Here is a 20757-nt window from a genome sequence, read left to right on the forward strand (position 1 = left end):
CCCCGGCTAAATTACGAATTCGACTAACTACAAGGACTCGCCCATGAAAGCGTTCGGCAAAATCCTGGGTCTGGTACTTCTCGGGCTGTTGCTGATCATTGTGGCGGCAGGTTTTGCCCTGACCCACCTCTTCGATCCCAACGATTACAAAGACGAGATCCGCCAGATAGCCCGTGACAAGGCCCACATCGAGCTGACGCTCAATGGCGATATCGGCTGGAGCCTGTTCCCGTGGCTTGGCCTGGAATTGCACGAGGCCAGCGTCGCCACCCTGGTCAAACCTGCCGAACCGTTTGCCGATTTGCAGATGCTCGGCCTGTCAGTGCGGGTGCTGCCGCTGCTGCGCCGCGAAGTGCAGATGAGCGATGTGCGCGTCGAAGGCCTGAACCTGCGCCTCAACCGCGACAAGGACGGCCACGGCAACTGGGAAGACATCGGCAAGGTGCCGGCCCCGGCCGGAGCAACGCCGCCAGCCGCTACTGCAGGCCAACCGGCCAGCGAAACCCCTGTTGCGGTGGAAAAGCCACCGCAGCCGATCCGCCTCGACATCGATAGCCTGACCGTCAACAACGCCCGCGTTGAGTACAACGACGAGAAGACCGGCAAGCAGTTCAGTGCCGAGAGTATCCAACTGAGCACCGGTCCGGTTCACGACTCGACCAATATTCCGGTGAAAGCCACTGCCTTCCTCGGCACCAACCAGCCGGTTCTGCGCGTGCGCACCGAACTCACCGGCGAGTTGCGCATCGAGCGCGCCCTGCAACGCTACAAGTTCGAGGATATGAAGCTCTCTGGCGAACTGGCTGGCGATCCGCTGCAAGGCAAGACCATGACCTTCGCTGCCCAAGGTCAATTGTTACTGGATAAAGCCGCGAACGTCGCCGAATGGACCGGCATCAAGATTTCCGCCAACCAGTTGCGCGCGCTGGGCGAACTGAAAGCCAACGACCTCGACAAGACTCCGCAGATCACCGGCGGTATCTCCATCGCCCAGTTCGATCTGGCGAAGTTCGTCGACAGCATCGGTCAGAAACTCCCGGCCATGGCCGAAGGCAGTCTGAGCAAGGTCGAACTGGTCAGCCGCGTGGCGGCCACGCCAAGCAGCGTCGCCTTCGACAACATCAACCTGAAACTCGACGACAGCAGCTTCAGCGGCCGCATCGCTGTCGAAGACTTCGCCAAGCAATCGCTGCGCGCCGTGCTCAAGGCTGACACGTTCAACGTCGACCGCTACCTGCCGCCGAAATCGGCGCAAGCCAACAGCGCCACACAAGTGCGTCAGGCCGAAGTCGCCAGCACCGAGGCCGATGCCATGGCCGGTGCCGGTTCCACACCGTTGCCGGACAAACCGAGCAAAACCGCCTGGAGCACTGAGCGTCTGTTGCCGGTTGAACGCCTGGCCAAACTCGACGTAGACGCCGACCTGACCTTCGGCCAGTTGACCCTCGACAAATTGCCGATTGAAAACGCCGCACTGAAAGCCACCGGCCAGGGTGGCCTGCTGACCCTGACCAACCTGAGCGGTGAACTGTACAACGGCGGCTTCGCAGCCAACGGCACCCTCGATGTACGCCCAAGCGCACCAGTACTGAATCTGCAGACCAGACTCAACCGCGTGCCTGTAGAAAAAATCCTCGAAAGCCAAGGCAAGAATCCTCCGGTCAAAGGTCTGGTGACCCTCACCAGCAACGTGACCGGCAGCGGAAACAGCCAGCAGGCACTGATCGACACGCTTAACGGCAACGCCAGTTTTGTGATCAACAATGGCGTGCTGCTCAACGCCAACCTTGAGCAGCAATTGTGCAAAGGCATCGCCACGCTTAACCGCAAAACCCTCAGCGGCGAGCCACGCGGTAAAGACACGCCGTTCCAGGAACTCAAGGGCAACCTGACCTTCCGCAACGGCATCGCCAGCAACCCGGATCTGAAAGTGCGCATCCCCGGCATGACCGTCAACGGTGATGGCGACATCGACCTGCGCGTGCTCGGCATGGACTACCGCGTCGGCATCATCGTCGAAGGCGACACCAGCGCCATGCCGGATCCAGCGTGTCAGGTCGGCGAAAAATTCGTCGGTGTCGAATGGCCGCTGCGCTGCCGTGGCCCGCTGGAGCTGGGCGCCAAGGCCTGCCGCGTCGACAACGATCGCCTCGGTCAGGTCGCGACCAAACTGGCCGGCGACAAGCTCAGTGAGAAGATCGACGAGAAACTCGGTGACAAGGTCAGTCCGGAACTGAAAAACGCATTGAAGGGGCTGTTCAAGCGATGAGAGCGGAGCAATTTTCCACGGCGGTGCTGGATTGGTTCGACCGCCACGGCCGCCACGATTTGCCTTGGCAGCAAGACATCAACCCGTATCGGGTGTGGGTGTCAGAGATCATGTTGCAGCAAACCCAGGTCAGCACCGTGCTCAATTACTTCGACCGCTTCATGGCCGCGCTGCCGACGGTTGAAGCGCTGGCCGAAGCGCCGGAAGACGAAGTGCTGCACCTGTGGACCGGCCTCGGTTATTACACCCGAGCGCGCAATTTGCAGAAGACCGCGAAGATCATCGTCAGCCAGTACGGCGGCGAGCTTCCGCGTGACGTCGAAAAGCTCACAGATCTGCCAGGCATTGGCCTGTCCACCGCTGGCGCCATTGCGAGCATCAGCATGGGCCTGCGCGCGCCGATTCTCGACGGCAACGTCAAACGCGTGCTGGCGCGCTTTACTGCGCAAGAGGGTTATCCCGGCGAGCCGAAGGTCGCCAAACAGCTGTGGGCCAACGCTGAGCGCTTTACGCCGCACGATCGGGTCAACGCCTACACCCAGGCGATGATGGATCTCGGCGCCACGCTGTGTACGCGCAGCAAGCCAAGTTGCCTGCTGTGCCCGCTGGAGCGTGGTTGCGAAGCGCACATGCTCGGCCTCGAAACCCGCTACCCGATTCCCAAGCCGCGCAAAACCATCCCGCAGAAGCGCACGCTGATGCCGATGCTCGCCAACGGCGAAGGTGCAATTTTGCTTTACCGTCGCCCTTCGAGCGGTTTGTGGGGCGGCCTGTGGAGCCTGCCGGAACTCGATGACCTCGACGATCTGCAACATCTCGCCGCTCAGCACTCGCTGACCATGGGCGAGCAGCAGGCGCTGCCAAGCCTTGTCCACACCTTCAGCCATTTCCAGCTGTCCATCGAACCCTGGCTGGTTCAGGTACAGGAGGCCGCCCATCACGTGGCCGAGGCCGACTGGCTCTGGTATAACCTCGCCACCCCGCCGCGCCTGGGCCTCGCCGCCCCGGTCAAAACCTTGCTCGAACGCGCGGCCGCCGTCTTGAATGCAGGAGATTCGCCATGACCCGCACCGTAATTTGCCGTAAGTACAAAGAAGAACTGCCCGCACTGGACCGCGCTCCTTTCCCGGGCGCCAAAGGTCAGGATATTTTCGACCACGTCTCGGCCAAGGCCTGGGCTGACTGGCAGAAACACCAGACCCTGCTGATCAACGAAAAGCGTCTGAACATGATGAACGCCGAAGACCGCAAATATCTTCAGGGCGAAATGGACAAGTACTTCTCCGGCGAGGAATACGCCAAGGCCGAAGGCTACGTTCCGCCTGCAGAGTAAACCCCGCAAAATCGGGGGTCGGATCGTAAGCGACGGAATTAATTTAAGAAATTTTAAAAAAGTCGTTGACGTAAATCCGAAAAACCCTTTTAATGCGCCCCGTTGCCCAGATAGCTCAGTCGGTAGAGCAGGGGATTGAAAATCCCCGTGTCGGCGGTTCGATTCCGTCTCTGGGCACCAAATACCGAAAACCCTGAATCGCAAGATTCAGGGTTTTTTTATGCCTGCGATTTGCTGAGCCACACCTCACCCCTCTCCCAGTGCTTTTGCTGGCCATTATTTTGATGTTAGGCTCCGTCAGCTTTTTACGGCAGGTCATTGCTGACTGTCGAAAATAATCGCCGCGTACTTCAGTCCTGATGACCGGCATTTAACGCATCACTCAAATAACGCACTCCGCGCCCCGGAACCCTCGGAACCTACTGAGGTTATTGCTGGCAGCAGGAGAGTTGCGTCTGCGAGCAGGATCGCTCGCAGAACCAAGCCCCCTCAGAAAGTTGTCATGGAGGACAAGACCTCAGCGCAGGTCATCTGCTGTTGTTTCAACTGTCAGGCAAGCGACAGCAAACACTGACCCGGCATTCAACACTTGTTTGAACTGTCGCGTCACAGCGCCCTGTGCCCTCGCGAAAAAATCAAACCTGTATCAACTCGCCCACGTCCGGATCTGTGCGTGCGCTCGGCACGCATTGCATCATCGAAACAGCCAACAGCTCCCACAAAAAAATACAAAGGGAGCCGATACGACAGGGATGTAAACAATGACCGAAGTCCTACAACACACTAATAAAACCGTTGAGTCGTTAGTTGAACAGGAAGTCAGAACTTTCAGTTTTGATACGCAACAAGCAACGCTGCTGCACACTTTCTCTGAAGAACTGGCGGCCATGGGCGGGCCACAAGCCGCAGGCGCAAAGTCCAAAGCCTCGCTGGCAGCGACTGAGTTGAAGTTTTCGTTTTCCAAGGATCAATGCGAACTGCTTGGCGCTTATTCCGACGGCCTGGTCTCCCTGCTGATTTTTGAGGGGATGCAAAAAGTCACCGACACCAGCCCTCCGGATGAACTGCCCGACCTGGCCGCTCTGGAGAATCGTCACGACGTACTGTGTCTGGCGGCACGTAATCAGATTCTGTTGAAACTGGTGGATAACAGCTCCTTTGCCTACGACATGGACAACGAAGGCAAACTGGTCCGGCTCGTCGCCAACTTCAAGGGCGGTGGACTGACCAAAATCAATGACGAACCGGAAATCAAAGAGCTCAGCTCCCATTCCGGTCTCGCCCTCGGCCCGCACACCGAAGCGCCGTACTGGTGCGCTGTGAACGCGCAAGACGGGCATTCGCCCTCGCCATCGTCGTTGATCCTGTCGGCGCTGTGGAATCCAGGCCTGGAGCCCACCTCGGTGATTCCGTTGCCGCCCCTGCTGGACGAAATCGGCGTCACCGGATGCCTCGCACTCACAACGGGCAGCTTCCAGTTCACCCGCAGCGACTCTTTCGTCAACGGCAAGGGCGAAGACGGTCGTAATGTTTCGATTCTGGAGTTCGATGACAACGTCGGATTCGCCGCGCGATTCAACTCGTACCGTTTTTCCGTCAACGACAACGCCTCGGACTTTGTCAAAGAGGCTTATTCCGCACTTTGCCAAAGCGTGGGTAAAGCAACACCGGTTCAATACACACTGACGCAAGAGTCGGCCATGGTGATCAATAACGTCCGGGCCCTGCATTGTCGCGATGTCATCAAAGACAATCGACGTGTATTGGTGCGCATCTTCGGCCTGTCGAAGTTCTCGTCCCCAATTGTCATTTCAGACGATCCGCTGCTGATACAGGGCTGAAACTCACTGCACGCAAAGCTGTTGAATGGCCAGTCATGTAAATGGCTGGCCAATAACTATAAAAGGGAAAATGTAATGGCTTGGGATGTAATTGGCATGTTGGCGCTCGTGGCTTTTTGCGCCGGTTTTTTTGATGCGATTGCCGGGGGTGGCGGTTTGATTACTTTGCCTGCCTTGTTTCTGGCCGGCGTCGACCCGATCAGTGCGATCGCCACAAACAAGTTTCAGGCCGCGTCGGCGACTATTTCGGCCACGGTCACTTTTGCCCGCAAGGGCATGATTGAATGGCGGGAGGGGCGCTTTCTGGTTATCTGCGCATTCCTGGGAGGCGCCAGCGGGGCACTGTTGGTCAGTTCAATTGATAAGCGCTATCTGGAAGTGTGCGTGCCCGTGATGCTTATTCTGGTGGCGATCTACTTTGCGCTCTCGCCGAAACTGGCCAATGAGGATCGACGCAAACGAATCGGCATTCTGCTGTTCTCGTTCACCGTGGCGCCGATTCTGGGCTTCTACGACGGCATTTTCGGTCCGGGTGTAGGTTCATTCTTCATCGTCGGTTTCGTGCTGCTTTGCGGGCTTGGCATGATGCGGGCCATGAGCTTCACCAAATTGGCCAACGCGTCGTGCAACCTGGGTTCGCTGTCAGTCTTCATCACCAAAGGCGTGATCATCTGGCCGATCGCGATTGCCATGGCGCTGGCAGCCTTCCTCGGCGCACAACTGGGCGCAAGAGCGGCGGTCCGGGTCGGCCCACGCTTGATCAAACCCATGTTGATCGTGGTCTGCTGCGCCTTGGCGATCAAACTGTTGAGCGTGGAGACCAATCCATTGCGTGTGGCAGTCCTGCACACCTTGGCGGCCCTGTGATCAATCGGTTGGCGCTGACCGGCGCGTCTCGACTTCGGTCTCGATTGCAGTTCGACGAGGCGCCAACCGGCCCTGAGTTTTTCTTTGCGCAAACCTTCGCCGGCTACCAACTGGAAGGTCGCGTATTGGCCGGCTCCGCCGCAGAAGCGTCAACGCCAAAGGTGCTGGCCATTCACGGCGCCCGCTCTGACTATTCGCGACTCAACGCCATCCTGTATCCCTTGCAGGCGCAGGGAATAGCCAGCCTGAGCTTCAATCTTTCCGGCCACGGTCCCGACACCGACGTTGCCCTTGAAGACACTTCACTGACGCACAACCTTCAGGAGGCTTTGCAGTTTGCCGGTCATCTTGGCGGCGAACTCAGCACGGTGATCGGTCACAGTCTGGGCGGTGCACTGGCGCTCAAGGTGGCGCAAGCGCATCGCGCTTCAGTCAGGCGCATCGTGCTGTTCTGTCCCGCCCTGTATGCGGAGGCAGCCTGGCAGCAACCGTTTGGATCACCCTTTAAAAACGCCATTTCGGTGCCTCACGGTTTTCTCGATTCGCCATCGCTGGATTTCCTGCGTACGTTCGACGGGAAGGTCTTGCTGGTGATCGGCGAATACGATGGCCTTCGATCAACCACGTTTGGCGGGATTCCCGGTACGTCTGCCGGGACGCAGCAAATGGGCGCGCGCGTGATCAATAGCGCCATTCCCTATGAGGTCATCGAGGCCATTGAAAAGAGTCTGGATCCCCATCAGTTCAGAAAAATCGTACTGCCGGGGTGCGACCACGCTGTATCAACGTGGCTCAGGGAAAACCCGCCGCGCGCAGCGGAATTGGCGAGCGAGATAGCGCAGTTCATCAATACCGGAAACAGGTCCCAAGCGTCATGAATCAAAGGAAAACCCGCATCCCCCTGCCCCACCCGCCGCCCTATCGCCCAAGTCGTGTGACTTACTGGCTGACTGTTCTCGTTGCTCTGCTGATCACTTTAGCCATCGGGTTGTCGATCTGGATGCTGGTCGACAGCTGGATCAGCGGCTCTATCACCACCAATAACCGCGGCCCGCGCAGCACTTACACCCTGGCCCAGCAACCGCAGCAGTTCTGGTTCGAGTTTGTCTGGCAGAGCGTTGGCACAGTGTTTCTGCTGGCAGTGGGTGTGTTCGGCGTGTGGATCTATCGCAAGGCTCAAGAGCCCGTGCACACGCCAAAGAGCAAGCGCCGCGCAAAGAAAACCTAAAGCGTATTGATGTAATCGATCGGCAGCAGAACCGTATCCAGCGCGGCATCCACTGGCAGAGATACGACGGTGATGACCGGGCAGACAATCATCATGTAACAGACGATCGCCGCCGGCATGCCATCGCTACCACCACCACGCACACCCAGCAGGTGAAGGTTGCCATCAACCCCTCGGTAGTACTGGGCATCGGACAAACCGTCATTCAAACGCCCGATAAACGTTCCACAGCCGGTCAACTGCGATACCAGGCCGATGACACAAACAGCACGCAAAATCCCTTTCAAACCAGCGCTTCCTTACATCACAAAACAGGAGGCGCGGGATTGTACCTGCGCCTCGACTTTGCAATCACATCCATCGCTATCCAGCGTCATTCCAGTGGAACACCAGATTGCGCGCCGTGCCGCTGCCAACGTCGGTCACATCATGCCGCGTTTCGCCTTTGCGCGTGGCTACCACCGTGTACTTGCCGGGTGGTAGTTGCACGTATACCAACGGGCCCGTCTGGTTGAGCGTCAATATGGTTTGCCCTGGCGACTTTTGAATCATCACATCAACATCAGCGGTGTACTCGTCTTGTGCGCCCACAGCGAACGTCATGTGCAGGTTGTAACCGCCGGTTTGTTGAATGGCCTTCGCCTCATCCTCACCAATCCCGCCGGCCAGATAAGCGATGCCGTTCTGTTGTTGCTGCTGAACTTGCACCCCGGCACTGTCGATGGGTTCAAGACTGGCTGCCTGCAACATCACCGGGAACAGCAATGCGGCGACGGCGGCGATGGGCAGCATGAATGAAAGAACGCGTTTCATGATCACGACTCCCGGGTTCTTGTAGAACCCAACCATTACTCCTTTTAGATTTTGCGTATCGGGGCGGGTTTTAGATTGTTTGGAACTTGGCGCGTGTACGAAACGGACTACAGACCATGACTCTCTGACGCCTCTTTCAGCGGCAACGTCCTGCAACATCAATCCCTTCTTCCGTCCCAGTTAACCGGCTCGCCCGACATACCCACGCGGCGACTCTTGGCATGCTTTGACGCCTGTATCCAACGATGTGGAAGAGCCGATGAGCCCGCTAAAACCTGCTGACACGCAAGACCCGAAAATCGATTCGTTGCTGGGGGAGCTGGGCGAACTGATTCGCCAGGCGCGGCAAAAAGTGCTGCGTGCGGTGGACACGATTCAAGTGCAGACCTGCTGGCAGATCGGCAGGCATATTGTCGAGTTTGAACAAGAGGGAGCCCAGCGTGCGGGGTATGGAAAACAGTTACTGGCGTTGTTGGCGAAGAATCTGACGGCGCAGTTTGGTAAAGGATTTGACGATCGTAATCTGCGATACATGCGCAGCTTTTATCAGTTGTTTCCAATTTGGAACGCAGTGCGTTCCGAATTGAGTTGGACCCACTATCGTCGGCTTTTGGGCGTGACCAATGAAAAAGCCCGCCATTGGTACATGGACGAATGCGCCAACCTGAACTGGTCAAGCCGCGCCCTCGACCGCCAGATCCTCACGCTCTACTACGAGCGGCTTCTCATGAGTCGCGACAAAGCCGATGTGATCGAAGAAGCCACCACCAACATCGAAGCGCTGAAATGCAACCCGCGTGAATTCATTCGCGACCCCGTCATGCTCGAATTTCTCGGTCTGCCCTCGGCAGGCAAGGTCAGGGAAAGCGGTCTCGAACAAGCTCTGATCGACCATCTGCAGGGCTTTCTGCTTGAGCTGGGCAAAGGCTTTTCCTTTGTCGCCCGCCAACAACGCATCAGTACCGACGGCGTCGATCTGTACATCGATCTGGTGTTCTACAACTACCTGCTCAAATGCTTTGTGATCATTGATCTCAAACGCGGCAAGCTCAGCGCCCGCGATGTCGGGCAGATGGACATGTATGTGCGCATGTACGACGAACTCATGCGCAGCGAGGGCGACAAGCCGACAGTCGGGATTATTCTGTCTGCCGAGAGCAACGACTCGGTGGCGCGCTACTCAATGCTCAAGGGCAATGAGCAACTGTTTGCCAGCAGTTACAAGACGATCCTGCCGAGTGAAGACGAGTTACGCGCGGAGCTCAATCGCGAGCAGGCGTTGATCGAAGAGCGCAGGCTCACTCAATCCACCGAGTAAAACTTGCGGATTGTTGCCGGGCGGCGCTGAGACTATCGTTGTCAGCTTACTCTTCAAGGTCGAGCGTCATGAGCTGTCAGGACACGCCCGTAAGGCAAGGCATGCAGTCAAGGTCGCCAACCTTGCCTGCTGAGCAAGGTGAGCCTTTCAAAGAAGCTGCCGCCGACGGCTTTGCACTCGGCGGTTTCATCTGGCGTCATTCCCTGCCCGACTCGCAACGCCCGGTGGTCATCATCAACGCCGCTACTTCCGTGCGCTGCCGCCACTACTCGCGCTTTGCGGCTTACCTGTTCGCCAACGATTTCGACGTGATGACCTACGACTACCGCGGCATCGGCGAATCACGATCCGCGTCGATCAAAGGCTTGAAAGCCTCGTGGACAGATTGGGGCACAGTGGATTTCGAAGCGATGCTCAAACGCGCGCAACGAGAGTTTCCCGGTCAGCCGATTGATGTGGTCGGCCACAGCTTCGGCGGTTGCGCGGCAGGTCTGGGCGAATCCGGGCGGGTTATCCGACGGCTGGTCATCGTCGGTGCGCAGTTCGCCTACTGGCGCGATTACGCGCCCGAACATCGCTGGCGCATGTTCGGCAAATGGCATGTGGTGATGCCGTTGCTGACGCTGTTCTGCGGCTTCTTCCCCGGCAAGCGACTCGGCTGGCTGGAAGATACGCCGACCGGCGTTGTACGCGACTGGAGCACGCCTGCCGCGCGTTACGAACAGCGCCCAAGTGGTCGCGCGCTGATGAAAAAGACCGGCGCCCTGCCCTTCGCCAATGTCCGCGCGCAGATTCTGGCCATCAGCATCAGCGACGATCCCTACGGCACCATTCCAGCCATTGAACGCCTGCTCGGCTACTTCAGCAACGCGACAAAAACCCACCTGCGCATCGAACCGCAGGACATCGGCGAACAACAAGTCGGACATTTCGCCTTTTTTCGCAGCGCATACCAAGCCACACTATGGCCCATCGCTCTGACCTGGCTGCAAACCGGCGCACTGGCCCCCGACACACCCGGGCGGCAAGTCCCGCGCAGCTGAGCCCTCTCAACGCACGACGGAACACATCATGGCCTCCGCCAACAAGCAGCAGAAACGCGCCACCCGGGCCAAAGCCAAGGCCAAGCAAAACCGCACCAAACGCGCTGAAACGCCGGTCGAACTGGACCCGAACGACGACCGCATCGACTTCGAATCGGTGGACCTGACCGAGCTGTTCAAGAAAATGATCGACGCCGAGAAGATCAGCCAGCAAGCGCTGTGCAGCGCATTCCTCGAAGACCCGCTGCTGGAGCTGGTCTACGAACAGGAAGGCGAAGAAGGCGCGATGGATTTCATCCTCGCCGCACTGATCGAGTATCGCCAGTGGTCGCAGGAAACCGACGAAGCCGGCGCGCTGGCGTGGATCGAATCCCCGGCCTTCCAGGCCGACTATGTAGCGGCGTCCGACGCGATCGCCGCGCAAACCCAACAGAAGAACTGAGTTCCCATGGCATCCCTGAACAAGCAACAGAAACGCGCCAAACGCGCCAAGGCCAAAGCCAAGCAAATCCGTATGGTCGGCCGCAAGCCGCTGGAGCAGGACGAAGACCTCGACCACCTCGCCGAGCCGATCCCGGAATACACCCTGGCGATGTTCAGCAAAATGCGCGACGCCGAAGCCATCAGCCGCAACGAGATGCTGCTGACCCTGCTGCGCGAACTGGCGTTCGTCATCGTTGACCATCCAGAGTTGCTGGACATGGAAAACGCCGACAACGAAGGCATGGCCGCCACTCACCTGGCCGCCGACATGCTGATCGACTACCGCATGTGGTCCGAAGGCGTAACCATCGAAGAGGCCCAGGCCTGGCTGAGCGAACCGCAGTTCATCACCGATTTCGGGGTTGCGCTGGATGCTTATGGCAAGTCGGTGGAAGCACAGGAAGACAAGAGCGAATAAACATCGCTCACAAACAAAAACGGCCGCTTGTCATCACTGACAGCGGCCGTTTTGCATTACGCGTAACGGATCAGTTCAACACCACCGCGCCACGTTTTTCCAGCTTGCGACGGCGTGCTACCAACAAACCGGCTGCCACCACCATCAGACTCAGCAAACCAGTCGCGAGGATCTCTACGCGATGCGCTTCCTGGAACAGCATGATGGTCAGGGCCGCGACGATGAAGATGATCACCGCGTAGGTCAGGCCTGGGAACAGCCACATGCTGAAAACGATTTTCTCGCCGCGCGCCATGCGTTGTTTACGCATACGCAGTTGCGAGAACGCGATCACCAGGTACACCAACAGGGCGATCGCACCGGAGCTGGCCAACAGGAATTCGAATACCGCCGCCGGGGCCACGTAGTTGGCGAAGGTGCACAGGAATGCCGCGCCGGTGGACAGCATTACGGCCCAGTAAGGCGTACCGCTTTTGTTCACCCGCGTCGCCATGGCCGGTGCATCGCCACGCTTGCCGAGGGAGAAGAGCATGCGCGACGAGGTGTACAGCGCCGAGTTCAGGCAGCTGGTCACCGCGACCAGTACCACGATGTCGACGATCATCTTGGCGTTCGGGATGCCCATGCGCTCAAGCACGGTCTGGTAGGAGCCGAGGTTGGCCAGCGTAGGATCGTTCCATGGCACCAGGGCCACAACGATGAAAATCGATACGAGGTAGAACAAACCGATCCGCCAGATCACCGAATTGGTGGCCTTGGAGATTTGTTTGCCCGGGTTCTTCGATTCCGCGGCCGCGATGGTCACGATTTCGGTACCCATAAAGGAGAACATCGTGGTCAGAATCGCGCCCAGTACCGCGCCCATGCCGTTTGGCAGGAAGCCGCCGCTGTCGAACAGGTGCGAAACGCCGCTGACCTGACTGTTCGGCAGGAAGCCGAAGATCGCCGCCAGACCGAGGATGATGAAGCCGATGATCGCCAGCACTTTGATCAGCGCGAACCAGAATTCGAACTCGCCGTAATTCTTTACGCTGAACAGGTTGGTGACAGTCAACAACAGGGTGATGACCAGCGCGAACGCCCAGATGCCGACATCAGGGAACCATGCGTGCAGGATGGTTGCGGCGGCGTTGGCTTCCAGTGGAATCACCAAGACCCAGAACCACCAGTACAACCAGCCGATGGTGAAACCGGCCCAGTGCCCGATGGCACGGTCGGCGTACGTCGAGAACGAACCGGTGTCCGGCGAGGCAACAGCCATTTCGCCGAGCATGCGCATCACCAACACCACTAGGGTACCGGCGGCGGCATAAGCCAGCAGCACGGCAGGGCCGGCGGCAGCGATGGCGTGGCCGGAGCCAACGAACAGACCGGCGCCGATTACACCGGCGATCGACAACATGGTCACATGACGCGGTTTGAGCCCCTGTTCGAGGCCATTGGAGCTTGGGGTACTGCTCATCGAAACTACCTTTGCGAGGAAAGCGATTCAGTCCGTCCTGCCTGGTATGTTCTTTCTCGTAAAAAGAAACCAACAGGGCGTTCCGGATTCTGCACGCAATAAATGCGCCAAAATGTTTCAAAGTCTTCTGGCTCGGGGCTTTGCGCACGACCGGACGGTCATCGCAAGTCCTTGAGATTAATGGCTATTCGCCAGAGCGTTACCCTGCGACTCACTTTCAAGACGAATTGGCGCACCAGAAACACACTGAAAAAGTGTGTGATGCACAATAAAAGGGCGAATCAGGAACGTTCGGCCGGATAGCGCTTCCAACACCCCGCCAAAGCTGGCAACATCGCGCCTTTTTTTACGCGACACCCACGGGTTTGCACGATCAAACACCCGTTCGGTTGTTGATGGGGCGACAGTCTGCTGTGCCGATGCGACAACCTGCCACATGCCACCCGTTAACCGCTCGTAGCGCTGTTGGCTGCCATTGAAACGCTATGCTAGCTTGGCCGCCTCGCCAGGAAGGCCATCCAACAGCTGGAGCGCAACATATATGAGGAACGCACATGGCTGAGGCCACGCCCGCGCTTGAAATCCGCAACTTGCACAAACGCTACGGACAGCTTGAGGTGCTCAAAGGCATCTCGCTGACCGCCCGCGACGGCGATGTGATCTCGATCCTCGGTTCCTCCGGTTCCGGCAAGTCCACGTTCCTGCGTTGCATCAACCTGTTGGAGAACCCGCACCAGGGCCAGATTCTGGTGGCCGGTGAAGAACTCAAGCTCAAGGCCGCCAAGAATGGCGAACTGGTTGCCGCCGATGGCAAACAGATCAACCGTCTGCGCTCCGAGATTGGTTTTGTGTTTCAAAACTTTAATCTGTGGCCGCACATGAGCATCCTCGACAACATCATCGAGGCACCGCGTCGCGTGCTCGGCCAGAGCAAAGCCGAGGCGATCGAAGTCGCCGAAGCGCTGCTGGCCAAGGTCGGCATCGCCGACAAGCGCCACGCCTACCCGGCGCAATTGTCCGGCGGTCAGCAACAGCGCGCGGCGATTGCCCGCACGCTGGCAATGCAACCGAAGGTGATCCTGTTCGACGAACCCACCTCGGCGCTTGACCCGGAAATGGTTCAGGAAGTACTTAGTGTCATCCGCGCATTGGCCGAAGAAGGCCGCACCATGCTGCTCGTGACGCACGAAATGGGCTTCGCCCGTCAGGTCTCCAGCGAAGTGGTGTTCCTTCACCAAGGCCTTATAGAAGAGCAAGGATCGCCTCAGCAGGTGTTCGAAAACCCGCTTTCGGCGCGCTGCAAACAATTCATGTCCAGCAACCGCTAACGGAGCAACATGCATGCAGAATTTCAAGAAGGTCTTCCTGGCCGCCGCTGTCACCCTCGCGTTCAGCGCCGGTGCCATGGCTGAAACCCTGAAGATGGGCATCGAAGCGGCTTACCCGCCGTTCAACAATAAAGATGCCAGCGGTAACGTGGTCGGCTTCGACAAAGACATCGGCGACGCGCTGTGCGCGAAGATGAAAGTCGAATGCACTGTGGTCACTTCCGACTGGGACGGCATCATCCCGGCCCTGAACGCGAAGAAGTTCGACTTCCTGATCTCCTCACTGTCGATTACCGAAGAGCGCAAAGGCGCGGTGGACTTCACCAACCCGTACTACTCGAACAAGCTGCAGTTCATCGCACCGAAAAACGTCGACTTCAAAACCGACAAGGACTCGCTGAAAGGCAAGACCATCGGTACCCAGCGTGCGACCCTGGCCGGTACCTGGCTGGAAGACACCTACGCCGACGACATCAAAGTCAGCCTCTACGACACCCAGGAAAACGCCTACCTCGACCTGACTTCCGGTCGTGTCGACGCGATCCTCGCTGACAAGTACGCCAACTATGACTGGCTGAAAAGCGACGCCGGCAAGAACTACGAGTTCAAAGGCGACCCGGTCGTAGAAAGCGACAAGATCGGCATCGCTGTGCGTAAGGGCGATCCACTGCGTGAGAAGCTCAACGCCGCGCTGAAGGAAATCGTCGCCGACGGTACCTACAAAAAGATCAACGACAAGTACTTCCCGTTCAGCATCTACTGATCCTGACCTGTGGGACCGGCGCCGTGATTGCACGGCGCCGGCTCCCGACTTTGCCTGCCGCAATTTGAACAGAACTCCATGATTATCGACCTCTACGGATTCGGCCCGGCCCTCGCTGCCGGCGCGCTGATGACCGTCCAACTGGCTCTCACCGCACTGTGCCTGGGACTGGTGCTCGGCCTGCTCGGCGCCTTGGCCAAGACTTCCCCGTACAAGCCGCTGCAATGGCTTGGCGGCACTTATTCGACCCTCGTGCGTGGCGTCCCGGAATTGCTCTGGGTGCTGTTGATCTATTTCGGTACGGTCAACCTGATGCGCGCCCTCGGTGAGTTCTTCGGCAACCCCGACCTGCAACTCAACGCTTTCGCCGCTGGCGTGATCGCCCTGGGCCTGTGCTTCGGCGCCTACGCCACGGAAGTGTTTCGCGGCGCGATCCTCGCCATTCCCAAAGGCCACCGTGAGGCCGGCCAGGCCCTGGGCCTGTCGAAATGGCGGATCTTCACCCGGTTGATCATGCCGCAGATGTGGCGCATCGCCCTGCCCGGCCTGGGCAATTTGTTCATGATCCTGATGAAAGACACCGCGCTGGTCTCGGTCATTGGCCTGGAAGAAATCATGCGCCACGCGCAAATCGGCGTGACCGTGTCGAAACAACCGTTCACCTTCTATATGGTCGCCGCGATCATGTATTTGGGCCTGACCGTGCTGGCGATGACCGGCATGCACTTCCTGGAAAAACGCGCCGCTCGCGGCTTTGCGAGGAGCGCTTAATGAACTGGGAAGTGATCATCAAGTGGCTGCCGAAACTGGCGCAGGGCGCAACCTTGACCCTGGAACTGGTGGCCATCGCCGTGATTGCCGGTCTGCTGCTGGCGATTCCGCTGGGCATCGCCCGCTCTTCTAAGCTGTGGTACGTGCGTTCGCTGCCCTACGCTTACATCTTCTTTTTCCGTGGCACGCCGCTGCTGGTTCAACTGTTTCTGGTCTATTACGGCTTGGCGCAGTTCGATGCGGTGCGTGAAAGCGCGTTGTGGCCGTACCTGCGCGATCCGTTCTGGTGTGCGACCGTGACCATGACGCTGCACACGGCGGCGTACATCGCCGAGATCCTGCGCGGGGCGATTCAGGCGATTCCACCGGGCGAGATCGAAGCCGCGCGAGCCCTGGGCATGTCGAAGCCGAAAGCGATGTTCTACATCATCCTCCCGCGTGCCGCGCGCATCGGCCTGCCGGCCTACAGCAACGAAGTGATCCTGATGCTCAAGGCCAGTGCGCTGGCCAGCACCGTGACCTTACTGGAACTGACCGGCATGGCGCGCACGATCATTGCCCGCACCTATCTGCCGGTGGAGATCTTCTTCGCGGCGGGCGTGTTCTATCTGCTGATGGCTTACGTGCTGGTACGCGGCTTCAAGCTGCTGGAGCGCTGGCTGCGCGTCGATGCCTGCCAAGGGCGTTGATTCTTCCTACGTGCTGACGGGCGAGGACTTACTCGCCCGCTTCACGGCGCTGGATGCTTTTCTGACAACGCATCAGGCGTTATGGAAACCTCGGCCGTTCACTCACCGTTCTCTTGCCTGGGAAGCGTCCTGCCCGGAGTTAGCCTTGTGGCTACGCGGGCGCACTCTGGAAGACGCGGAAAACGCTCACAACCAACCTGCTGATCTTGTCGATGCGCCGGAGCCGTTTGCTTCATTGGCGGCTTTGTCGGCTGAGCTGAGCGCGGTCGGTGAGTTGCCGGGACATGCGCTGAAAGCTGCGGGCCATCGACTGAATGTCGATGTGCCGGGGCGCAAGTGGCAGCAGATCGAGGCGTTTGCCAGTCGATTGTCCTTTGCTTCGCAGCCGACGCACTGGCTGGATTGGTGCTCGGGCAAGGGTCATTTGGGGCGGCGCTTGTTGGGTTTGGGGCAGCAACTGACTTGCGTTGAATACGATCCGCTTTTGGTCGCCAGCGGTCAGGCATTGAGTCAGCGTCATCACCTCCATGCCTTGCACGTGGAACAGGATGTACTGGCGGCGAATGCCTCTGCCGTGTTGAGCGCGACTCACACGCCCGTCGCCCTCCACGCCTGCGGTGACCTGCATGTGCGATTGATGCAACTGGCCAGTGCTGCAGGTTGCCAGCAAATGGCGATCGCGCCCTGCTGCTACAACCGCATCAGTTGCAGCGAATATCAGCCGTTGTCCCACGCCGGACTGGCATCGCTCCTACAGCTCTCAGTCGAAGATCTGGCGCTGCCAATGAGCGAAACCGTCACCGCCGGAGCCCGCGTCCGACGTCAGCGTGACACCTCAATGGCCCGTCGCCTGGCCTTCGACCTGCTGCAACGGCAAGTGCGCGGCGTCGACGAATACCTGCCAACGCCCTCCCTGCCCAGCGCCTGGCTGGACAGACCGTTCGCTGAATACTGTCGCGATCTCGCAGCGCTAAAAGAGTTATCCACAATCGGCTCGCCAGATTGGCCCGCACTCGAAGCAGCCGGTTGGCTGCGGTTGGCCGAAGTTCGCAACCTGGAATTGCTTCGCGGATTGTTCCGACGGCCACTTGAGCTTTGGCTGAATCTGGATCGGGCACTTTTCCTCGCAGAACAGGGATACGTCGTACGCCTCGGCACTTTCTGCGAGGCCCCCCTCACACCACGTAACCTGCTGCTGTTGGCCGAACGCGAATAATTCATCGACTTCCTGTGGATAACTCTGTTGATGAATTCTTCGTGGATCCAATATCCATGCCTGTTTCGAGCCCTTAACAGCACTGGTCATTTTTTGTTCACATTGATAAAAAACCAATAAAACAGGGATTTGCGAACAAAATGAGAACGCGTCCACAAATAACTGCCTAAGCATGGTCTCGTGCCAGCCCGTTGTGCATAAGCCGTCAATCAAAACGACATAACCGCCGAAATTCACCGGTCCGAAGCGAATAATTGCGGCGCATCGCCAGCCTTGCTATACAAGTCCACAGCGTGCCGCCAGCGCGTCTCCAAACAAGAACAATCAGACCGACAGGAAGCGCCCGTGACGTTCATTTCTTATGCGCAAAATTTTGAAGACGTCCGCTTGTGGCGCGCGCTTAAACAGTTCGAGCACGGTTTCTACATCGACGTCGGCGCCAACGACCCCAGCCACGACTCTGTCACCAGAGCCTTCTACGACCACGGCTGGCGCGGCGTTAATGTCGAGCCGATGCAAAACTACTACGACGCGCTCTGCCAACAACGCCCGCGCGACGCCACCGTCCAATGCATCGCCAGCGACCAACCCGGCGAAACGACCTTCTACGGCATTCCCGGCACAGGCCTCTCCACCGCCGACCCAGCCGTCGCCCAGCAACGCAAAGACCTCGGCATGAACGTGCAGAGCCTCACGGTCAAGGCTCGCACGCTGACCTCGATCTGCGAACAATACGCCGCCGACCGCCCGATCCATTTCCTCAAAATCGACGTGGAAGGCCACGAAGAAACCGTTCTGCGTGGCATGGACTTCAGTCGCTTCCGCCCTTGGGTCATCGTCGTCGAAACTCCATGGCTGCGCGATCACACGTGGGAACACCTGATCACCGACGCAGGCTATCAATCGATCCTGTTCGACGGCCTCAACACCTGGTTCCTCGCCGACGAACACCACAACCTCAAACCCGCGTTCGACATCCCGCCGTGCAACCTCGACAACTTCCAACTGTGCAAAGGCCACGCCTTCGCTCACCCGATCAGCGCCAGCGAAGTCGACACCGCCCAACAACTGGCCAACGCTCTGCAACGCGCCGAACAGGCCGAAGCGCAACTGGCGGCCCTGCAAAACAGCCGCACATTGAAGGCGCTGCAAACGCTGCGAAATGTGCTGCGCAGGGCTTGATTCAGCCGGATGCAAAAATAGTCTGAATTCAGGGGTTTACAGGATCTTCCCAATCGCTATAATCGTCGCCCACACGCCGGTATAGCTCAGTTGGTAGAGCAACTGACTTGTAATCAGTAGGTCCCGGGTTCGACTCCTGGTGCCGGCACCACATTAGGCTACATTGCATTCCACCGAATGCTCTGGAAGCCCCGAAAACCCGCCCTTTGGCGGTTTTTTTCGTTCTAGGACCCTCTGTCGGGATCCAACAAAATCCCCCTTCCCCGAGGGTATGTTAGGGGTACTGCGATTTCCCGGTCAGGAGCGCGTACCCCTATGCCACGTCTAGCGATCCCCCTCAGCGACCTGCAATGCCGCACGGCCAAAACCCGCGAACGCGCCTACAAATTGTTCGACGGTGGCGGCATGTACCTTTTCGTCAAACCCAATGGCTTGAAGACCTGGCGCTTGAAGTACACCAAGCCCAACGGCAAGGAAGGTACGCTCATCATCGGCAATTACCCCATCGTTACCCTTTCCGTCGCACGGCGTAAGCGAGACGAAGCCAAGGCGTTACTGCTCGACAACCTCGACCCGATGGAAGAAAAGAAGAAGGCCAAGATCGTAGCCCAGCGAGCGGCACTGCTTTTCGAAACCGTTGCTCTGGAGTGGCACGCCGACATGTCCCGTCGCTGGACCGAAGGACACGCAAAAACCGTGATGAGCCGACTGCGTACCCACGTCTTCCCGCTGATCGGCCAACGACCGATCGCTGAACTCGATACCCATGACCTGCTAGAGATCACTCAGCGCATCAAGGAACGCGGCACCATGGATGTGGCGTTAAGGGTACAGAACTACTTATCCACCATCATGCGCGGGGCCAAAAGGGCTCGGCAGATCACCATGAATCCTGCACTGGATCTGGCAGGCTCGATTCACGCGCCGCGCACAGTCCATCGTCCGGCCCTCTCCCTCAACCGCCTACCCGAACTGCTACACCGTATCGACAACTACAACGGCCGCGAGCTGACGCGCCTTGCTGTGCTGCTGACTCTGCATGTGTTCGTCCGCTCCAGCGAGTTGCGCTTCGCTCGATGGAGTGAGTTCGACTTCCAACGCGCCATGTGGGAAATCCCCGATACCCGCGCTCCGATTGAAGGGGTACGCAACTCCACACGGGGGACCAAGATGAACGGCGACATTCAAATGGTTCCGCTATCGCCGCAGGTCATCGAAATACTGGAGCGCCTGCGAAGCCTCAGTCGCTTTTCAGAGTTGGTGCTACCGGGAGACCATAAGTACTGGAAGCCCATGTCCGAGAACACGGTGAACACCATGCTCCGCAACGTCGGCTATGACACCAGCAAGGACTTGTGCGGCCACGGCTTCAGGACCATGGCCTGTAGCGCCCTGCTGGAGTCCGGGTTATGGACCGACGCAGCCATCGAAAGACAAATGAGCCACAAGGAACGCAACCGCGTGCGCGCCGCTTATATCCACAAGGCCGAATTCCTCGAACAGCGCAGGCTGATCATGGCGTGGTGGAGCAACTACATCGACGCCAACCGTCATGGGCATGTGACACCCCACGAATTCGCTCACCCAGTCGGCGACAACATCACAGCCCTACAAAATAGCCGTGGCGCATCCAAACGTGGGTAAGCCTGTGAGATCACCGTTGTCCGCCCTTCCACGCGGGTCCATCCAAGCGGGGCTGCAAAGCCGCCCTGCTTGGATGGACCTCATTTAAA

The 20757-nt window shown here is 58.5% G+C and carries 21 protein-coding genes and 2 tRNA genes; 20 read left to right on the plus strand and 3 right to left on the minus strand.

Annotated elements, in window-relative coordinates; translation table 11 throughout:
• Window positions 1–43: 43 nt before the first annotated feature.
• The 8 genes from PMI23_RS22525 (at window position 44) to PMI23_RS22560 (ending at window position 7538) form a co-directional block, all read left to right on the plus strand.
• The gene (locus PMI23_RS22525) at window positions 44–2269 is read left to right on the plus strand and encodes an AsmA family protein (RefSeq protein WP_007909193.1); all 2226 of its coding nucleotides are present in this window, start codon (window positions 44–46) and stop codon (window positions 2267–2269) included.
• Window positions 2266–3333: an A/G-specific adenine glycosylase gene (gene mutY / locus PMI23_RS22530; RefSeq protein ID WP_007909187.1), complete on the plus strand. Its 1068-nt coding sequence runs from the start codon at window positions 2266–2268 to the stop codon at window positions 3331–3333. The genes PMI23_RS22525 and mutY overlap by 4 nt, the downstream gene beginning before the upstream one ends.
• Window positions 3330–3602: an oxidative damage protection protein gene (locus PMI23_RS22535; RefSeq protein ID WP_007909185.1), complete on the plus strand. Its 273-nt coding sequence runs from the start codon at window positions 3330–3332 to the stop codon at window positions 3600–3602. The genes mutY and PMI23_RS22535 overlap by 4 nt, the downstream gene beginning before the upstream one ends.
• 104 nt (window positions 3603–3706) lie before the next feature.
• Window positions 3707–3782 (plus strand) — tRNA-Phe (locus PMI23_RS22540).
• 581 nt (window positions 3783–4363) lie between these two features.
• On the plus strand, window positions 4364–5443 hold the full coding sequence (locus tag PMI23_RS22545; RefSeq protein ID WP_007909183.1) for a hypothetical protein: 1080 nt from the start codon (window positions 4364–4366) through the stop codon (window positions 5441–5443).
• A 75-nt stretch (window positions 5444–5518) separates the two neighbouring features.
• Window positions 5519–6310, plus strand: coding sequence for a TSUP family transporter (locus PMI23_RS22550; protein ID WP_007909181.1), 792 nt, complete (start codon window positions 5519–5521; stop codon window positions 6308–6310).
• Entirely contained in the window at window positions 6307–7188 is an 882-nt protein-coding gene (locus PMI23_RS22555) for an alpha/beta hydrolase (protein ID WP_007909179.1), read from the plus strand. The genes PMI23_RS22550 and PMI23_RS22555 overlap by 4 nt, the downstream gene beginning before the upstream one ends.
• Window positions 7185–7538, plus strand: coding sequence for a hypothetical protein (locus PMI23_RS22560; protein WP_007909177.1), 354 nt, complete (start codon window positions 7185–7187; stop codon window positions 7536–7538). Before PMI23_RS22555 ends, PMI23_RS22560 begins: the two co-directional genes overlap by 4 nt.
• Here PMI23_RS22560 and PMI23_RS22565 read toward each other — a convergent pair.
• A complete protein-coding gene (locus PMI23_RS22565; protein ID WP_007909175.1) occupies window positions 7535–7825 on the minus strand; it encodes a YceK/YidQ family lipoprotein in 291 nt (96 codons plus the stop codon). The genes PMI23_RS22560 and PMI23_RS22565 overlap by 4 nt on opposite strands.
• Before the next feature lie 76 nt (window positions 7826–7901).
• On the minus strand, window positions 7902–8351 hold the full coding sequence (locus PMI23_RS22570; RefSeq protein WP_007909173.1) for a hypothetical protein: 450 nt from the start codon (window positions 8349–8351) through the stop codon (window positions 7902–7904).
• A gap of 259 nt (window positions 8352–8610) precedes the next feature.
• Here PMI23_RS22570 and PMI23_RS22575 point away from each other — a divergent pair, with 259 nt between their 5' ends.
• The 4 genes from PMI23_RS22575 to PMI23_RS22590 all read left to right on the plus strand — a co-directional run bounded on the left by PMI23_RS22575 (window position 8611) and on the right by PMI23_RS22590 (window position 11613).
• The gene (locus PMI23_RS22575; protein WP_007909172.1) at window positions 8611–9669 is read left to right on the plus strand and encodes a PDDEXK nuclease domain-containing protein; all 1059 of its coding nucleotides are present in this window, start codon (window positions 8611–8613) and stop codon (window positions 9667–9669) included.
• A gap of 68 nt (window positions 9670–9737) precedes the next feature.
• Window positions 9738–10712: an alpha/beta hydrolase family protein gene (locus PMI23_RS22580; protein WP_007909171.1), complete on the plus strand. Its 975-nt coding sequence runs from the start codon at window positions 9738–9740 to the stop codon at window positions 10710–10712.
• 28 nt (window positions 10713–10740) lie between these two features.
• A complete protein-coding gene (locus PMI23_RS22585) occupies window positions 10741–11154 on the plus strand; it encodes a hypothetical protein (RefSeq protein WP_007909170.1) in 414 nt (137 codons plus the stop codon).
• 6 nt (window positions 11155–11160) lie between these two features.
• A complete protein-coding gene (locus PMI23_RS22590; protein ID WP_007909169.1) occupies window positions 11161–11613 on the plus strand; it encodes a hypothetical protein in 453 nt (150 codons plus the stop codon).
• A gap of 70 nt (window positions 11614–11683) precedes the next feature.
• On the opposite strand, the gene gabP is transcribed toward PMI23_RS22590, so the two are convergent.
• Window positions 11684–13075, minus strand: coding sequence for a GABA permease (gene gabP, locus PMI23_RS22595; RefSeq protein ID WP_007909168.1), 1392 nt, complete (start codon window positions 13073–13075; stop codon window positions 11684–11686).
• Between the two features lie 554 nt (window positions 13076–13629).
• On the opposite strand from gabP, the gene PMI23_RS22600 reads away from it, so the two are divergent.
• From PMI23_RS22600 to PMI23_RS22635, 8 genes are all read left to right on the plus strand, one after another.
• Window positions 13630–14403 (plus strand): ABC transporter ATP-binding protein, encoded by a 774-nt coding sequence (locus PMI23_RS22600; RefSeq protein WP_007909167.1) that lies wholly within the window; start codon window positions 13630–13632, stop codon window positions 14401–14403.
• 13 nt (window positions 14404–14416) lie between these two features.
• A complete protein-coding gene (locus PMI23_RS22605) occupies window positions 14417–15166 on the plus strand; it encodes an ABC transporter substrate-binding protein (protein ID WP_007909166.1) in 750 nt (249 codons plus the stop codon).
• Window positions 15167–15244: 78 nt separating this feature from the next.
• The gene (locus tag PMI23_RS22610; protein WP_007909165.1) at window positions 15245–15937 is read left to right on the plus strand and encodes an ABC transporter permease; all 693 of its coding nucleotides are present in this window, start codon (window positions 15245–15247) and stop codon (window positions 15935–15937) included.
• Window positions 15937–16626 carry an ABC transporter permease gene (locus PMI23_RS22615; protein WP_007909164.1) on the plus strand — a complete coding sequence of 230 codons (690 nt, stop codon included), beginning with the start codon at window positions 15937–15939 and terminating at the stop codon, window positions 16624–16626. Before PMI23_RS22610 ends, PMI23_RS22615 begins: the two co-directional genes overlap by 1 nt.
• Window positions 16607–17842: a methyltransferase gene (locus PMI23_RS22620; protein WP_007950151.1), complete on the plus strand. Its 1236-nt coding sequence runs from the start codon at window positions 16607–16609 to the stop codon at window positions 17840–17842. Before PMI23_RS22615 ends, PMI23_RS22620 begins: the two co-directional genes overlap by 20 nt.
• A gap of 345 nt (window positions 17843–18187) precedes the next feature.
• Entirely contained in the window at window positions 18188–19024 is an 837-nt protein-coding gene (locus PMI23_RS22625; RefSeq protein WP_007909162.1) for an FkbM family methyltransferase, read from the plus strand.
• Window positions 19025–19099: 75 nt separating this feature from the next.
• Window positions 19100–19175 (plus strand) — tRNA-Thr (locus PMI23_RS22630).
• Window positions 19176–19339: 164 nt separating this feature from the next.
• A complete protein-coding gene (locus PMI23_RS22635; protein ID WP_007909160.1) occupies window positions 19340–20668 on the plus strand; it encodes a tyrosine-type recombinase/integrase in 1329 nt (442 codons plus the stop codon).
• The last annotated feature ends 89 nt before the right edge of the window (window positions 20669–20757 follow it).

The sequence above is a fragment of the Pseudomonas sp. GM24 genome (genome assembly GCF_000282235.1).
Taxonomy (GTDB): Bacteria; Pseudomonadota; Gammaproteobacteria; order Pseudomonadales; family Pseudomonadaceae; genus Aquipseudomonas.

Bases quoted from the DNA above. Each gene is read 5' to 3' on its own strand.
- PMI23_RS22525 (WP_007909193.1), top strand. From the start codon at position 44: ATGAAAGCGTTCGGCAAAATCCTGGGTCTGGTACTTCTCGGGCTGTTG.
- mutY (WP_007909187.1), top strand. From the start codon at position 2,266: ATGAGAGCGGAGCAATTTTCCACGGCGGTGCTGGATTGGTTCGACCGC.
- PMI23_RS22535 (WP_007909185.1), top strand. From the start codon at position 3,330: ATGACCCGCACCGTAATTTGCCGTAAGTACAAAGAAGAACTGCCCGCA.
- PMI23_RS22545 (WP_007909183.1), top strand. From the start codon at position 4,364: ATGACCGAAGTCCTACAACACACTAATAAAACCGTTGAGTCGTTAGTT.
- PMI23_RS22550 (WP_007909181.1), top strand. From the start codon at position 5,519: ATGGCTTGGGATGTAATTGGCATGTTGGCGCTCGTGGCTTTTTGCGCC.
- PMI23_RS22560 (WP_007909177.1), top strand. From the start codon at position 7,185: ATGAATCAAAGGAAAACCCGCATCCCCCTGCCCCACCCGCCGCCCTAT.
- PMI23_RS22570 (WP_007909173.1), bottom strand. From the start codon at position 8,351: ATGAAACGCGTTCTTTCATTCATGCTGCCCATCGCCGCCGTCGCCGCA.
- PMI23_RS22575 (WP_007909172.1), top strand. From the start codon at position 8,611: ATGAGCCCGCTAAAACCTGCTGACACGCAAGACCCGAAAATCGATTCG.
- PMI23_RS22580 (WP_007909171.1), top strand. From the start codon at position 9,738: ATGAGCTGTCAGGACACGCCCGTAAGGCAAGGCATGCAGTCAAGGTCG.
- PMI23_RS22585 (WP_007909170.1), top strand. From the start codon at position 10,741: ATGGCCTCCGCCAACAAGCAGCAGAAACGCGCCACCCGGGCCAAAGCC.
- PMI23_RS22590 (WP_007909169.1), top strand. From the start codon at position 11,161: ATGGCATCCCTGAACAAGCAACAGAAACGCGCCAAACGCGCCAAGGCC.
- gabP (WP_007909168.1), bottom strand. From the start codon at position 13,075: ATGAGCAGTACCCCAAGCTCCAATGGCCTCGAACAGGGGCTCAAACCG.
- PMI23_RS22600 (WP_007909167.1), top strand. From the start codon at position 13,630: ATGGCTGAGGCCACGCCCGCGCTTGAAATCCGCAACTTGCACAAACGC.
- PMI23_RS22605 (WP_007909166.1), top strand. From the start codon at position 14,417: ATGCAGAATTTCAAGAAGGTCTTCCTGGCCGCCGCTGTCACCCTCGCG.
- PMI23_RS22610 (WP_007909165.1), top strand. From the start codon at position 15,245: ATGATTATCGACCTCTACGGATTCGGCCCGGCCCTCGCTGCCGGCGCG.
- PMI23_RS22615 (WP_007909164.1), top strand. From the start codon at position 15,937: ATGAACTGGGAAGTGATCATCAAGTGGCTGCCGAAACTGGCGCAGGGC.
- PMI23_RS22620 (WP_007950151.1), top strand. From the start codon at position 16,607: ATGCCTGCCAAGGGCGTTGATTCTTCCTACGTGCTGACGGGCGAGGAC.
- PMI23_RS22635 (WP_007909160.1), top strand. From the start codon at position 19,340: ATGCCACGTCTAGCGATCCCCCTCAGCGACCTGCAATGCCGCACGGCC.